Origin of the sequence: Pantoea sp. JV6 (genome assembly GCF_025910055.1) — a bacterium.
In the GTDB taxonomy this organism is placed as follows: domain Bacteria; phylum Pseudomonadota; class Gammaproteobacteria; order Enterobacterales; family Enterobacteriaceae; genus Pantoea; species Pantoea agglomerans.
In genome coordinates, this window is the sequence record NZ_JAPCIM010000019.1 from 58,538 (window position 1) to 71,339 (window position 12,802).

A 12,802-nucleotide genomic window follows, 5' to 3' on the forward strand; every position below is an offset into this window, starting at 1 on the left:
AGTCCGTCATGAAAGCACTCGCCAAACTGAAGAAGGAAACGGGCATCTGGATGGTGACCGATGCGCCGGTTCCGGAGCCGGGCCACAACGATTTGCTGATTAAGATTCGCAAAACCGCTATCTGCGGTACCGATGTCCATATTTACAACTGGGATGACTGGTCGCGCAAAACCATTCCGGTACCGATGATTGTCGGTCATGAATATGTGGGGGAAGTGGTTGCGATAGGACAGGAAGTGAAAGGCTTTACGATTGGCGATCGGGTCTCGGGCGAAGGGCACATCACCTGCGGACATTGCCGTAATTGCCGTGCCGGGCGAACGCATTTATGCCGTAACACAATGGGTGTAGGCGTTAACCGCCAGGGCTGCTTTGCGGAGTATCTGGTTATCCCGGCCTTCAATGCGTTCAAAATTCCCGACAACATTTCCGATGAGCTGGCGGCAATCTTTGATCCGTTCGGTAACGCCGTGCATACCGCGCTATCGTTCGATCTGGTGGGTGAGGATGTGCTGATCTCCGGCGCGGGTCCTATCGGCATCATGGCCGCCGCGGTCTGTCGCCATGTCGGCGCACGCAACGTGGTGATCACGGACATCAATGAGTATCGTCTGGCACTGGCGCGCAAAATGGGCGTCACGCGCGCGGTCAATGTGGCGAATGAGGATCTGCGAGACGTGATGCACTCGCTGGGCATGACGGAGGGATTCGATGTCGGACTGGAGATGTCTGGTGCACCGCCTGCCTTCCGTTCATTGCTGGAGGTAATGAATCACGGAGGGCGGATTGCACTGCTGGGCATCCCGCCGGGTGAAATGGCGATCGACTGGAATCAGGTGATCTTCAAAGGGCTTTTTATCAAGGGCATTTATGGCCGGGAGATGTTTGAAACCTGGTATAAAATGGCGGCGCTGATCCAGTCCGGGCTTGATTTAACGCCGGTTATTACCCATCGCTATGGAATCGACGATTTCCAGCAGGGCTTTGATGAGATGCGTTCTGGACGCTCGGGAAAGGTGATACTGAGCTGGGATTAAAACAACGGCCGCCAGGGCGGCCGCATGATTAGCTTTGTTTTTTCTCTTCATCGGTCAGGTAGCGCACTTTGCGCGTGTAGTCCTGGCCTTTAAAGTTCAGCGGCTGTTGCGGATCGGCGAGGTATTTTTGCCATTCCGACAGCGGAAAGCCGCCATGTGCGCCTACCACTTCAGGCGGGATCACCGCCGACTGACCGCCAATTTTCTTTGATACCGGCCAGTTAGCCCATTCGCCCAGATTGACGGTTTTAATATCCAGCATGTCCAGCAATACCGCGAGCGGCAGCTGGTCAGTAGGCGGCTGGCTGTCGTTCATTAAATTCCAGGTATCATTAAACAGCGTCAGCCACAGCGGTGAAATACGCTGCCAGACTTCACGGGTGGCAGCCAGGTAAGCCCCATTCACGTGATCCACCAGCCAGGGCCGGATACTGTGCGGGTAGTAGGCGGGAATCGCCTCTTCCGGCGCATCAGCCAGCTTGGCAATCATTTTCCCCTGACGAAAACTGGAATAGAGATGGCCGGGCTTCATCATGATCTCCGGCATCTTAAGCAGATTGAGGTCGGAATCGATCATCAGAATGCCGTCGCCTTTTGCCTGTAAGGGCGCCTGCAATTTAATCAAACGACTGCGATAGATCTGCTTGTAGCGATAGCTCTCTTCCCGATGCGGGACATCCAGCGTCGCCACGCGGGTTTTTACTGGCAGGCTGCCAAAGGCGTGAGCCGGCTGATCGCTGACAATTACGATCTCTTCAGCCTCTGTCGCAAAGCGCGCCGCAAAATCGGCACTGAGCAGGGCTTCTTCAATATAGTCCGCGCCGGTGCAGGGAATCACGACCGAGGTTACCGGTACAGTGCCCTGAACCTCTTTCTGCGAATAAGGCAGGTTATGGCTCGCCCTGATATGGCGATAACGGGGATTTAAAAAATTAAGCATGAGGTTTCTTTTTCACGACGCTTTGCAAAATATTCTCGACGCCGCTGATATAAGTTTCAATAGCGTACTGTTCACGTACGCGTTTCGCTGCCGCATTGATCAGGCGTTGACGTAAATCCGCATCCTGCCACAGCGCGGTCAGATGCTGGGTCAGTTGCACCACGTTGCCATAATCAAACAGCAGCCCGGTTTCGTCATGACTGATCAATTCGGCAGTACCGACCACGCGGGATCCCACTACGGCGGTATTCACCAGCATCGCCTCCAGCACAACCCTTGGTAATCCCTCACTGCGTGAGGCAAGAATAAACGCATCAAAGGCAGTGAGGTAATCCAGCGCGTTGTTCTGAAAGCCGGTAAAGACCACGTGCTGCTGGATGTTCTCTGCAGTAGCGAGTTGCAGCAGATGCTGAAGTTCCGGACCCGCTCCGACCACCACCATCTTCCAGTCGGCATCGGGATTAGCGCGTTTAAAACGGCCCAGCGCCTGCAGAATATGGTGATTAGATTTACGCAATATCAGCGAGCCAATCGTGCCGAACACAAAGGTCGAAGGGGAGAGTTTAAAGCGCTGGCGTACTTCAAGGCGGTCGGGCAGAGGCTGGTGGATGTCGATAGCGTTATTGACGGTAAAACAGCGTTCCGCGTCAACACCGTGGCTGCGCAGGGTGTTATTCACGCCCTGCGACACGGCAATGATCGCCTGGCAATCCTGATTAACCATGCTGACCAGCCGCGGTTCCAGAACCGGATCGATACGGCAGTGTTGCACTACCGCAACATCCAGGCTGCGCGCCGCCAGATAACCTTCCATATTGGTGCTGGGCTGGTTATTCATATAGAGCGTGTCAAACTTCCCCAGCTGCAGCAGTGAGTTGATTTTGCTGGCATTGGGCATAATGCGCCAGTGTGTATCAATCTGATCGATGGCGCGCTTCTTGAGCTTTTTATTAAAAAACAGCAGTGCCCGCGCGACTTCTTTAACAAACTTTGCCCAGCGTGGCTGCCTGATTTGCGGAATAAAAAAGACCGGGATAGCCAGCGCATTCAGCGTGGCCTCAATGGTTTCGTCGTTGCCACGGCTGTAGTTGTGATAGAAGCAGCAGGTGATATCAAACTTTTGACGATCAATACGCTTCAACAGCTCCAGCATACTGTTGGTGCCGCCGCCCCACTCTCTGCCGTTATCCAGCAGCAGGATTTTTTGTTTAATAATCGTCATCCCTATCACTGTTCCTGCACAGCCTGTTATTGCCCGACCCAGGATTATAGTAATTTCTGCGTATAAATGAACGCTAAGCTGAACACTTAGCATTCATAGCAAATTCAGAACAGATTTTTTAGCGTGTTAAACAGCGGGCTGTTATTCACACTTTCCGCTATTACCGTTAAGGCTCGGGTGGCAGGAACCGGCGCCAGCGGCTGTTTCGGTTTACACAGGTCTGCAGGCTGGAAGCGCGGTGTCACCGGTTTTTCCGGCGCCACAGGCGGCCGTGAGTTGCTGCGGAGTGATTCGTTCAGCAGCTGACTGGGGCGAACCAGCGTAACGTCGGCTGGCAATGTGGGTAACATCTGCTGCAGCACCCGCACGGTGTTAGGGTGGGGATGACCAATGGCAATGGCGTAACCGTCGCGCTGCGCCAGTTTCACCGCCCGACTGAACTGCTGGCGGATGGCATTAATATCCTGGCTGTCATCCAGAAATACCCGGCGTTTTAATACCCTGACCTGGGTGCCCTGTGCGGCAGGAACAGCCTGACTGTTAGCGATGGTCATGCTATCCAGAAAGTAGAGATTGTAGTGGTTCAGCGCCTGCATCACTTTCTGCATGCCAGGCAGGCTGGAGGTCATCCTGCTGCCCATATGGTTGTTCAGACCTACGGCATAAGGCACGTTGTTAACCGCATTGCGCATGATGCGGGTAACCTCTTCGCTGCTCATCTCCGGCGTTAAGGTATCTTTTTCCAGCGGCTGTTTGCTCAGCGGCGCCATGGGCAGATGGATCAACACTTCGTGACCACTCTGGTGCGCTTTGGTGGCCATTTCACGGGCATGTGGCGCGTTGGGCAAAACCGCCACTGAAATGGCCTGCGGCATCTGCAGGACCTTGTTCTCTTCGGCAGGGCGATAGCCTACGTCATCGATGACAATGGCCAGTTTGCCCGCCTGCGCAGCGTAGCTGAACAGCAGGGCGCTCAACAGAACGGGGATTTTTCGAAGTTGCAGCAAAACCTATTTTCCTAACCACGGGAGTGGATTGACGGCCTGTCCCTGACGTCGGATTTCAAAATAGAGCGACGGAGTACCGCGGCCACCACTGGTGCCCACCAGTGCGATAGGCTGTCCTGCCTTCACCTGCGTACCCACGCTCACCAGCGCACTTTGGTTGTAGCCATACAGGCTCATATCGCCTTTACCATGTTCCAGCACGACCACCAGGCCGTAGCCCTGTAACCAGTCGGCCATCAGCACGCGGCCATCGGCAATAGCTTTCACCTCGGTACCTTCGCGCGCATCAATCACCAGTCCTTTCCAGCGCAGTTCACCCTGCAGCTGTTCACCAAAGCGATGTTCAATGCGTCCGCGTACCGGCCACAAGGCCTGCCCGCCCGCGCGACCGAGTCCACCGGTGCGCGCCACCAGTTCGCGTTCGCTCTGGGTCGGCTGATAGCTGGAGCCTTTGGCTTTCGCCTGCGCCTGACGCTGACGCACTTTTTCCGCCTCACGCGCTTCACGGGCGGCGCGCTCGCGCGCCTCGCGTTCCGCACGGGCGATCTTATCCTGCAGACGGCTTTCGTTCTGACGCATCTCGACCAGATCGGCCTGATCTTTTTCCAGCGCGCTTTCCAGTGTCGTCAGGGTTTTTTTCCGCGCTTCGCTCGCCTGTTGCAGCTTCTGCTGCTGGCCCTGCTGCTGCGCTAATAAGCCTTTCTGCTGCTGTTGCTTCTGCTCCAGCGTGGCGCGTTGCTGAGCTAAGTCCTGACGCGTCTGTTGCAGCGATTCGATACTCTTCTGGCGCGCAGCATTCAGATAGCCGAAATAGGCCAGAATACGCTCGCTGCGCTGACTCTCTTCACCGCCCATCAACAGCTGTACACCGTTGTGCTTACCCTGACGAAACGCCGCATCAAGCTGCTCTGAAAGCAGGTTTTCCTGTTGGGTTTGCTGTTTTTCAAGGCGGGCGATGGAGGTGGCAAGCTGTTTGATTTCGTCATTCAGGGCGTTGAGGCTATTGCGGGTGTCACGCAACTGACGGCTCGCCTGAGCGATGATTTTTTCCTGGCTCTGCAACTGATCCAGTAATTTGCTGCGCTGCAACTTTTGCGCTTTAACGCTTTTCTCTTTTTCAGCGATGTTTTGCTGAATAGATTGCAGCTGAGATTTGCTGTCTTCTGCACTAACGGCGGCGGCAGGCAATAACAGTGCCCCCGCACAAAGCAGGCTAAGGGAGAGGCTGGACAAGTGTGTGAACAACGGCAGGTTATCGCCGTTGGGACGGGTCCTTGTGTGCGAAACGGTTGTTTTTCCCTTCATAGGCCAATGATTATTCCACGATGAACCGCCGCTTACCAGTGCTCCCCACTGGCATTTGCTTTTCCAGTTATGTCCACTTTCACAATGACATGGATTAAGCCTTACGCCATTTTTGCTATTCAGCCACTTTTTTTGGAAAATGAAGCACAAATCGATACTCTGGCCGCATAGCATCTGTACATGCGAAGTGGCGCAGGTATACTCAGAACCCTTGTTTTAGCTTATTAGCCCGGTCTGGAGTCGTTACCCCTCATGCAAGAAATTATGCAGTTTGCAAGCAATCACCCCATCCTGAGTCTGGCATGGGTCGTTTTACTCGTTCTGGTGATTGTGACTACCGTTAAAGGAATGTTCTCTAAGGTAAAAACGATCAGCCGCGGTGAAGCAACCCGCCTGATTAATAAAGAGGACGCGGTAGTTGTAGACGTGCGTTCGCGCGACGATTTCCGCAGAGGCCATATTTCAGGTGCGCTGAATGTCGCAGCCGCTGAGATTAAAAAAGGCAACATCGACGAACTGGCAAAGCATAAAGCGCAGCCCATAATTGTGGTGTGTGCAACCGGACAAAGCGCGGGTGATTCTGCTGCGCATCTCAGCGCGGCCGGCTTTGAGCGGGTTTCAGTGCTGAAAGATGGTATCAGTGGCTGGAGCGGCGAAAATCTGCCGTTAGTTCGCGGCAAATAATCTTACAGAGGTGCTGATCATGGCAAATGTTGAAGTGTATACCAAGGCGACCTGTCCTTACTGCCATCGGGCGAAGGCGCTGTTAACGCAAAAAGGCGTATCGTTTCAGGAGATCCCCATTGATGGAGACATGGCGAAACGCGAAGAGATGATCAAGCGTAGCGGCCGCACCACCGTGCCTCAGATTTTTATTGATGCGCAGCACATTGGTGGCTGCGACGACTTATTCGCACTCGATAATCGCGAAGGTTTAGATCCCTTACTGCAGGCGTAATTTTACGCCGGACAATCTCATACATAGGATTTGGTCACATGTCAGAACATAACACCAACGAAATGCAATTCCAGATTCAGCGCGTATTCACCAAAGACATCTCTTTTGAAGCGCCAAATGCACCGCAGGTTTTCCAGAAAGAGTGGGAACCGGACGTTAAACTGGATCTGGACACTGCATCTTCTCAGCTGGCTGACGAAGTTTACGAAGTGGTACTTCGTGTGACTGTAACCGCCACCGTGGGCGAAGAAACCGCTTTCCTGTGTGAAGTTCAGCAGGCCGGTATTTTCACCATCAGCGGTATCGAAGGAACGCAGATGGCACATTGCCTGGGCGCATACTGCCCGAACATCCTGTTCCCGTACGCACGCGAATGCATTACCAGCCTGGTATCACGTGGTACCTTCCCGCAGCTGAACCTGGCACCGGTTAACTTTGATGCGCTGTTCATGAACTACCTGCAGCAGCAGCAAGGTGAAGAAGGTGCTGAACCACATCAGGATGCCTGATGACAACTCACGCTTCGATTAGCGTCATCGGTGCCGGTTCATACGGCACCGCTTTGGCGATTACGCTGGCCCGTAACGGCCATCCGGTGCTGTTGTGGGGACATAACCCGGCGCATCTGGCGCAACTTCAGAGTGACCGCTGCAACACCGCTTTCCTGCCTGATGTCCCGTTCCCCGACCATCTTTCTCTTGAACCTGATCTGACTAAAGCTATTGCTGCCAGCCGCGATTTATTGATCGTGGTGCCGAGTCATGTGTTTGGCGAGGTGCTGCAGCAGATCAAGCCTCATCTGCGGTCAGACTCGCGTATTGTCTGGGCGACCAAAGGGCTGGAAAAAGAGACCGGCCGTCTGCTGCAGGATGTGGCGCGGGAAATTGTCGGCGATGACATTCCGCTGGCTGTGATCTCCGGACCGACCTTTGCGAAAGAGCTGGCAGCCGGATTACCGACGGCTATCGCGCTGGCCGCAACGGATGCGCAGTTTGCTGAGGATCTGCAGCAGAAGCTGCACTGCGGTAAGAGCTTCCGCGTTTATAACAACCCTGACTTCATCGGCGTACAGCTGGGCGGCGCGGTAAAAAACGTAATTGCTATCGGTGCCGGGATCTCTGACGGGATTGGTTTTGGCGCGAATGCACGTACCGCACTGATCACCCGTGGTCTGGCTGAAATGAGCCGGCTGGGTGCCGCGCTGGGTGCCGATCCCACCACCTTTATGGGGATGGCGGGTCTGGGCGATCTGGTGCTGACCTGTACCGATAATCAGTCGCGTAACCGTCGTTTTGGCATGATGCTGGGCCAGGGCGAGGATGTAGATAGCGCGCAACGCATTATCGGACAAGTTGTAGAAGGCTACAGAAACACCAAAGAAGTCAAAGCATTGGCAGCCCGTTTTGGTGTGGAAATGCCGATCACCGAGCAGATTTATCAGGTGCTGTATTGCGAAAAGCCGGCGAGAGATGCAGCATTGAGTCTGCTGGGACGAACAAGGAAGGACGAAAACAGCACTGGCTAACGCAGGACGCGTAGCATCATCACCTGCAGCGCCCATTCAGGCGCTTTTTTTATCGGGAGAAAACAGCAATGTCGTCTGATGAGTTAGAACTGGTCTGGAATAATATCAAAGCAGAAGCGCGCGCCCTGGCTGATTGTGAGCCGATGCTGGCCAGCTTCTTCCACGCGACATTGCTCAAGCATGAAAATCTCGGTAGCGCACTGAGTTATATGCTGGCCAACAAGCTGGCTAACCCGATTATGCCCGCCATCGCCATTCGTGAAATCGTTGAAGAAGCCTACCGTGAAGATCCGTCGATGATTATGTCAGCGGCGTATGATATTCAGGCTGTTCGCCAGCGTGACCCGGCAGTCGATAAATACTCCACGCCGCTGCTCTACCTCAAAGGTTTTCACGCCTTACAGGCCTACCGCATTGGCCACTGGCTGTGGAATGAAGGCCGGCGCGCGCTGGCGGTTTATCTGCAGAATGAAATCTCCGTCTCCTTTGCCGTCGATATTCATCCCGCCGCCAACATCGGCCACGGCATCATGCTCGACCATGCCACAGGCATTGTGATTGGTGAAACCGCCGTGGTTGAGAATGATGTCTCGATCCTGCAATCGGTTACGCTGGGCGGAACCGGCAAAACCAGCGGCGATCGTCACCCGAAAATCCGTGAAGGGGTGATGATTGGTGCCGGTGCGAAAGTCCTGGGCAATATTGAAGTTGGCAAGGGAGCCAAAATCGGTGCCGGTTCCGTGGTGTTACAGCCCGTGCCGCCGCACACCACTGCAGCAGGCGTACCCGCGCGAATCGTTGGTAAGCCAGGCAGTGAAAAGCCGTCGATGGATATGGATCAGCACTTTAATGGCAGCCTGGCGGGTTTTCAGTTTGGCGACGGCATCTAGTCTTTAATCAGCGCGCCCGCGAAATCAAGCTGGCGCCAGGCTTCATAGACCACCACCGATACGGCGTTCGACAAATTCATACTGCGGCTTTCCGCTTTCATCGGGATACGGATTTTCTGCTGAGCCGGTAGCGCCGCTAAGATCTCAGCCGGAAGTCCACGGCTCTCCGGGCCAAACAGCAGATAATCGCCAGCCTGGTACGCTACGGCACTGTGTGCGGGCGTACCTTTGGTCGTCAGCGCAAACAGACGCTCAGGCGACTCTGAGGCGATAAATGCCTGATAGTCGGCGTGGAATTTAATGGCAGTGAATTCGTGGTAATCCAGCCCGGCGCGGCGTAAACGCTTGTCATCCCAGGCAAAACCAAGCGGCTGAATCAGATGAAGCTGAAAGCCAGTATTGGCACACAGGCGGATGATATTGCCGGTATTCGGCGGAATTTCTGGTTCAAACAAGACAATGTTAAGCATAAGGCCCCCGATGACAGGGGCCGAAGCATAACAAATTATTGGCGAGCGGAGGAGTAGAGCGGCAACCAGAGGGTCAGACGCAGGCCGCCCAATGGGCTGTCATCCGCTTTAACCCAGCCGCGATGTTGCTGCACTGCCGTTTCAACAATCGCCAGGCCAAGACCGGTGCCGCCTGATTCGCGATCGCGTGCTTCATCGGTACGGTAGAAAGGCCGGAAAATCTGTTCACGATCTTCCGGACTCACGCCAGGACCATCGTCATCAACGTGTACCGTGATGCCGGAAATATCGACGGAGAAGCTGACGCTGATATGGGTGTGTGAATAGCGCAGCGCATTGCGTACGATATTTTCCAGCGCACTCTCCAGCGCATGGGGATTACCATAAAGCGGCCACGGGCCAGGCGGATAGGGAATATCCATCTTCTTGCCCATCTGCTCCGCTTCGAAGCGGGCATCTTCCAGCACCCCATTCCACAACTGATTCGCCTTCATCGCTTCGCTGACCAGCGCATTTTTATGCTGGGTGCGCGACAGCACCAGCAGATCGTTAATCATGCCATCCAGGCGCTGTGCTTCCATCTCAATGCGGCCCAGCTCTTTGCCTTCACCCTGGCGCCGACGCAGCAGCGCGGTAGCCAGTTGCAGACGGGTGAGCGGGGTACGAAGTTCATGGCTGATATCTGATAACAGACGTTGCTGACCGGTCATCATCCGCTCCAGCGCACTGACCATCTGGTTAAAGCTGGAACCCGCCGCCAGAAACTCCTGTGGGCCCGATTCCAGTTCCGGATGCTGACGCAGGTTTCCGCTTGCGACTTCGTCGGCAGCATATTTCAGCTTACGTGCCGGACGTGCCAGGCTCCAGGCGAGCCAGAGCAGTAGCGGGGAGCTGATGAGCATGGTGACGATAAGCAGTAACAGGGGACGGTCAAACAGCAGATTGACGAAATCGAGCTGGGAACTGTTGGCGGGACGAATCATGTAAAGCTGGTAGTTATCTTCGCCATCCCGAACGGCGAAAGGCCCTACCAGCTCAACACGACCATATTTCTTCTTCTGCGGATGATCGGCATTGTCAGACTGGCCGATAAAATTGCGGATAACCTGCATTTCGTTATGTTGCGCGCCGATCACCCGACCTTCACTCGTCACTAATAGCAGCCGCTGACCCGGCGGTGCCCACTTTTCCACTGCCCGAAACAGACGACGCCACCACATCAGATCGTTAGGGGGATCCTGTGACAGCTCTGCTTCGACGTGTTGCTCAATCATGATTCCCTGCCGCTGTTCACTCTCCAGCAGCGAGGTCATCTGTCGTGAATCGAGCTTGGGCACCATTAGCACCAGCATCAACACCAGCGCCAGCGTCAACCAGAAGATGGCGAAGATACGGGTGGTCAGACTTCCAATCATGATGCCGAAACCATCAGATAGCCGCGGCCACGTAAAGTTTTGAACCAGGGATGACCGTCACGGCGTTCAGGCAGCTTGCGACGCAGATTGGAGATATGCATATCAATAGCGCGGTCAAAAGGCGTCAGGCGTTTTCCCAGCACTTCCTGACTCAGGTGCTCACGCGACACCACCTGGCCCAGATGCTGCGCCAGCAGATAGAGCAGGGTGAACTCCGTGCCGGTCAAATCCAGCGTCACATCATCAAAACTGGCCTCCTGACGGCCGGGATTGAGACGCAGGCAGTCCACTTCCAGCGTGGGCGAGCTATTATCGTGTTGCTGCTGCTGTTCACTCCAGTTTGAGCGCCGCAGAATAGCGCGGATACGCGCCACCAGTTCACGATCGTTAAACGGCTTAGGCAGATAGTCATCTGCGCCCAGTTCGAGGCCCAGTACGCGATCCAGCTCGCTGCCGCGCGCCGTTAGCATGATGACGGGGGTTTGATGTTGCTGACGCAGTTCTTTCAGGGTGTCGATACCGTTTTTCTTCGGCATCATGACATCCAGTAAAAGCAGATCAATTGAGTTATCGAGCAGGTTCAGCGCTTGTTCACCATCGCTGGCTACCACCACTTCAAACCCTTCCATTTCTAACAGTTCTTTTAAAAGCGAAGTTAATTCGCGATCGTCATCTACCAACAGGATTTTATTCATTTTTGTAGCCCTCCGCAGGCAAAATACCGTGTTCCTGGCGCACCTATCCATCGCTTTACGTAGTTTTACACCCCCTGACGGATGTTTGCAGCTGTCGCCGTACACTGGCTCTCGTTGAATCGCAAAACGGAACGAACTGGAGTACACGATGCGCAAATTAACCGCCGTCGTCCTTGCCTCAGCGATGGCTCTGAGTGTCGCCAGCGCAGGTGCTAAAGATGCGACGACGATTGACGAGATGCATCATGGCGGATTGCCGACAGGCAGTATGACGCAAAATCCGCAAAGCCACATGTTCGATGGCATCGAACTGACTGAAGAGCAACGTCAGCAGATGCGAGACCTGATGCAACAGGCCCGACATGAGCGCCCGGTCGTCCATATTGACGATATCGCAGCACTACATGAGTTAGTGACTGCAGACCAGTTTAACGAAGCGGCCATCCGCGAGAAGGCGGAAGTGATCGCCAGAGTTCAGGTTGAACAGCAGGTCGAGATGGCGCGCGTACAGAATCAAATGTTCCAGCTGCTAACGCCAGCCCAGCAGTCGGCGTTACAGCAGAATTACCAGCGGCGACTTAATGAGCTGCGACAGTTTTCGAATTTGCAGTCAGCGTCATCGCTGCAGGCAGTGAGTAGTACCAGCAGTAACCAGTAACATAGTATCCCTGTTTTCCTTGCCATAGACACATCCCTGTCTTCCCCCGCCATGATGGTGGGGGTTTTTTTTATCTTTTTTTCACTTTTTTTATTTTGACTGGAATCATCACTCCGCAATAAAACCTTTGTTTGATTAGCGCTTGTTGAGCTTTTATGGGTAAGTCTCACCGATTCCTTACTATTCAGGTCATGACTTAAATTTAAGCGTACCGGTAAGGGTTTTACCGCCTGTTAAATATTATAACTCACTGAAAGTGAATGAATTACAGGCAGGCATAGAAAGCTTTAATTATATTTTTCAATGAGATAAATCCCCCGCGTTACGCTTGCCGGTTCAGGCGCACCCTCTACACTTAATCCTGTCACTGCAGGGAAGTTAAGTGTCTTTGCGAAGTCTCAGGGAGCAGCAACCACATTATGTAGTCCTGAATGAATCTATTAACGGAGTAAGTTATGGCAGAGCATCGTGGTGGTTCAGGTAATTTCGCAGATAATCCGCAAAAAGCGTCTGAAGCCGGTAAGAAAGGCGGCCAGAGTAGCGGCGGCGGAAATTTCAAAAACGATCGTGAAAAAGCATCAGAAGCCGGGAAAAAAGGCGGCAAAAAGTAGTCGCCGCCCCTTTCTCAGCCCAGACCTGGGCCTGAATGTGGCCTGGTACTGATGTGTATGACACTTTGC

At 54.1% G+C, this 12,802-nt stretch carries 15 protein-coding genes; 8 read left to right on the forward strand and 7 right to left on the reverse strand.

Annotation, left to right across the window (positions count from 1 at the left end; genetic code table 11):
- Positions 1-8: 8 nt before the first annotated feature.
- Positions 9-1,037: an L-threonine 3-dehydrogenase gene (gene tdh, locus OK412_RS18235; RefSeq protein ID WP_031591867.1), complete on the forward strand. Its 1,029-nt coding sequence runs from the start codon at positions 9-11 to the stop codon at positions 1,035-1,037.
- A 28-nt stretch (positions 1,038-1,065) separates the two neighbouring features.
- Here tdh and OK412_RS18240 read toward each other — a convergent pair whose 3' ends face one another.
- The 4 genes from OK412_RS18240 to envC all read right to left on the reverse strand — a co-directional run bounded on the left by OK412_RS18240 (position 1,066) and on the right by envC (position 5,511).
- Positions 1,066-1,977 (reverse strand): hypothetical protein, encoded by a 912-nt coding sequence (locus OK412_RS18240; protein WP_033759220.1) that lies wholly within the window; start codon positions 1,975-1,977, stop codon positions 1,066-1,068.
- Positions 1,970-3,199 carry a glycosyltransferase gene (locus OK412_RS18245; protein WP_033759218.1) on the reverse strand — a complete coding sequence of 410 codons (1,230 nt, stop codon included), beginning with the start codon at positions 3,197-3,199 and terminating at the stop codon, positions 1,970-1,972. The genes OK412_RS18240 and OK412_RS18245 overlap by 8 nt, the downstream gene beginning before the upstream one ends.
- A gap of 104 nt (positions 3,200-3,303) precedes the next feature.
- On the reverse strand, positions 3,304-4,206 hold the full coding sequence (locus tag OK412_RS18250) for a divergent polysaccharide deacetylase family protein (protein ID WP_264353417.1): 903 nt from the start codon (positions 4,204-4,206) through the stop codon (positions 3,304-3,306).
- A gap of 3 nt (positions 4,207-4,209) precedes the next feature.
- Positions 4,210-5,511 carry a murein hydrolase activator EnvC gene (gene envC, locus OK412_RS18255; RefSeq protein ID WP_029519509.1) on the reverse strand — a complete coding sequence of 434 codons (1,302 nt, stop codon included), beginning with the start codon at positions 5,509-5,511 and terminating at the stop codon, positions 4,210-4,212.
- A gap of 252 nt (positions 5,512-5,763) precedes the next feature.
- On the opposite strand from envC, the gene OK412_RS18260 reads away from it, so the two are divergent.
- The 5 genes from OK412_RS18260 (at position 5,764) to cysE (ending at position 8,884) form a co-directional block, all read left to right on the forward strand.
- Positions 5,764-6,195 (forward strand): rhodanese-like domain-containing protein, encoded by a 432-nt coding sequence (locus OK412_RS18260; protein ID WP_010258234.1) that lies wholly within the window; start codon positions 5,764-5,766, stop codon positions 6,193-6,195.
- A gap of 19 nt (positions 6,196-6,214) precedes the next feature.
- Positions 6,215-6,469 carry a glutaredoxin 3 gene (gene grxC / locus OK412_RS18265; RefSeq protein WP_010258231.1) on the forward strand — a complete coding sequence of 85 codons (255 nt, stop codon included), beginning with the start codon at positions 6,215-6,217 and terminating at the stop codon, positions 6,467-6,469.
- 38 nt (positions 6,470-6,507) lie between these two features.
- Entirely contained in the window at positions 6,508-6,978 is a 471-nt protein-coding gene (gene secB, locus OK412_RS18270; protein ID WP_010258229.1) for a protein-export chaperone SecB, read from the forward strand.
- Positions 6,978-7,994: an NAD(P)H-dependent glycerol-3-phosphate dehydrogenase gene (gene gpsA, locus OK412_RS18275; RefSeq protein ID WP_010258227.1), complete on the forward strand. Its 1,017-nt coding sequence runs from the start codon at positions 6,978-6,980 to the stop codon at positions 7,992-7,994. Before secB ends, gpsA begins: the two co-directional genes overlap by 1 nt.
- A 68-nt stretch (positions 7,995-8,062) precedes the next feature.
- Complete coding sequence (gene cysE / locus OK412_RS18280; RefSeq protein ID WP_010258225.1) at positions 8,063-8,884, forward strand: serine O-acetyltransferase; 822 nt, start codon at positions 8,063-8,065, stop codon at positions 8,882-8,884.
- Here the strand turns inward: cysE and trmL are convergent.
- From trmL to cpxR, 3 genes are read right to left on the reverse strand one after another with little or no spacing between them, the layout of a single operon-like run.
- Entirely contained in the window at positions 8,881-9,354 is a 474-nt protein-coding gene (trmL, locus tag OK412_RS18285) for a tRNA (uridine(34)/cytosine(34)/5-carboxymethylaminomethyluridine(34)-2'-O)-methyltransferase TrmL (RefSeq protein ID WP_010672079.1), read from the reverse strand. The two genes, cysE and trmL, sit on opposite strands and share 4 nt — an antisense overlap.
- A 35-nt stretch (positions 9,355-9,389) precedes the next feature.
- A complete protein-coding gene (gene cpxA, locus OK412_RS18290; protein WP_010258221.1) occupies positions 9,390-10,769 on the reverse strand; it encodes an envelope stress sensor histidine kinase CpxA in 1,380 nt (459 codons plus the stop codon).
- The gene (gene cpxR / locus OK412_RS18295) at positions 10,766-11,464 is read right to left on the reverse strand and encodes an envelope stress response regulator transcription factor CpxR (protein ID WP_009088062.1); all 699 of its coding nucleotides are present in this window, start codon (positions 11,462-11,464) and stop codon (positions 10,766-10,768) included. The genes cpxA and cpxR overlap by 4 nt, the downstream gene beginning before the upstream one ends.
- Before the next feature lie 148 nt (positions 11,465-11,612).
- Here cpxR and cpxP point away from each other — a divergent pair, with 148 nt between their 5' ends.
- Both cpxP and OK412_RS18305 read left to right on the forward strand, forming a co-directional pair.
- On the forward strand, positions 11,613-12,122 hold the full coding sequence (gene cpxP, locus OK412_RS18300) for a cell-envelope stress modulator CpxP (protein WP_010258214.1): 510 nt from the start codon (positions 11,613-11,615) through the stop codon (positions 12,120-12,122).
- 455 nt (positions 12,123-12,577) lie between these two features.
- Positions 12,578-12,733: a general stress protein gene (locus tag OK412_RS18305; protein WP_010258211.1), complete on the forward strand. Its 156-nt coding sequence runs from the start codon at positions 12,578-12,580 to the stop codon at positions 12,731-12,733.
- Positions 12,734-12,802: the final 69 nt, after the last annotated feature.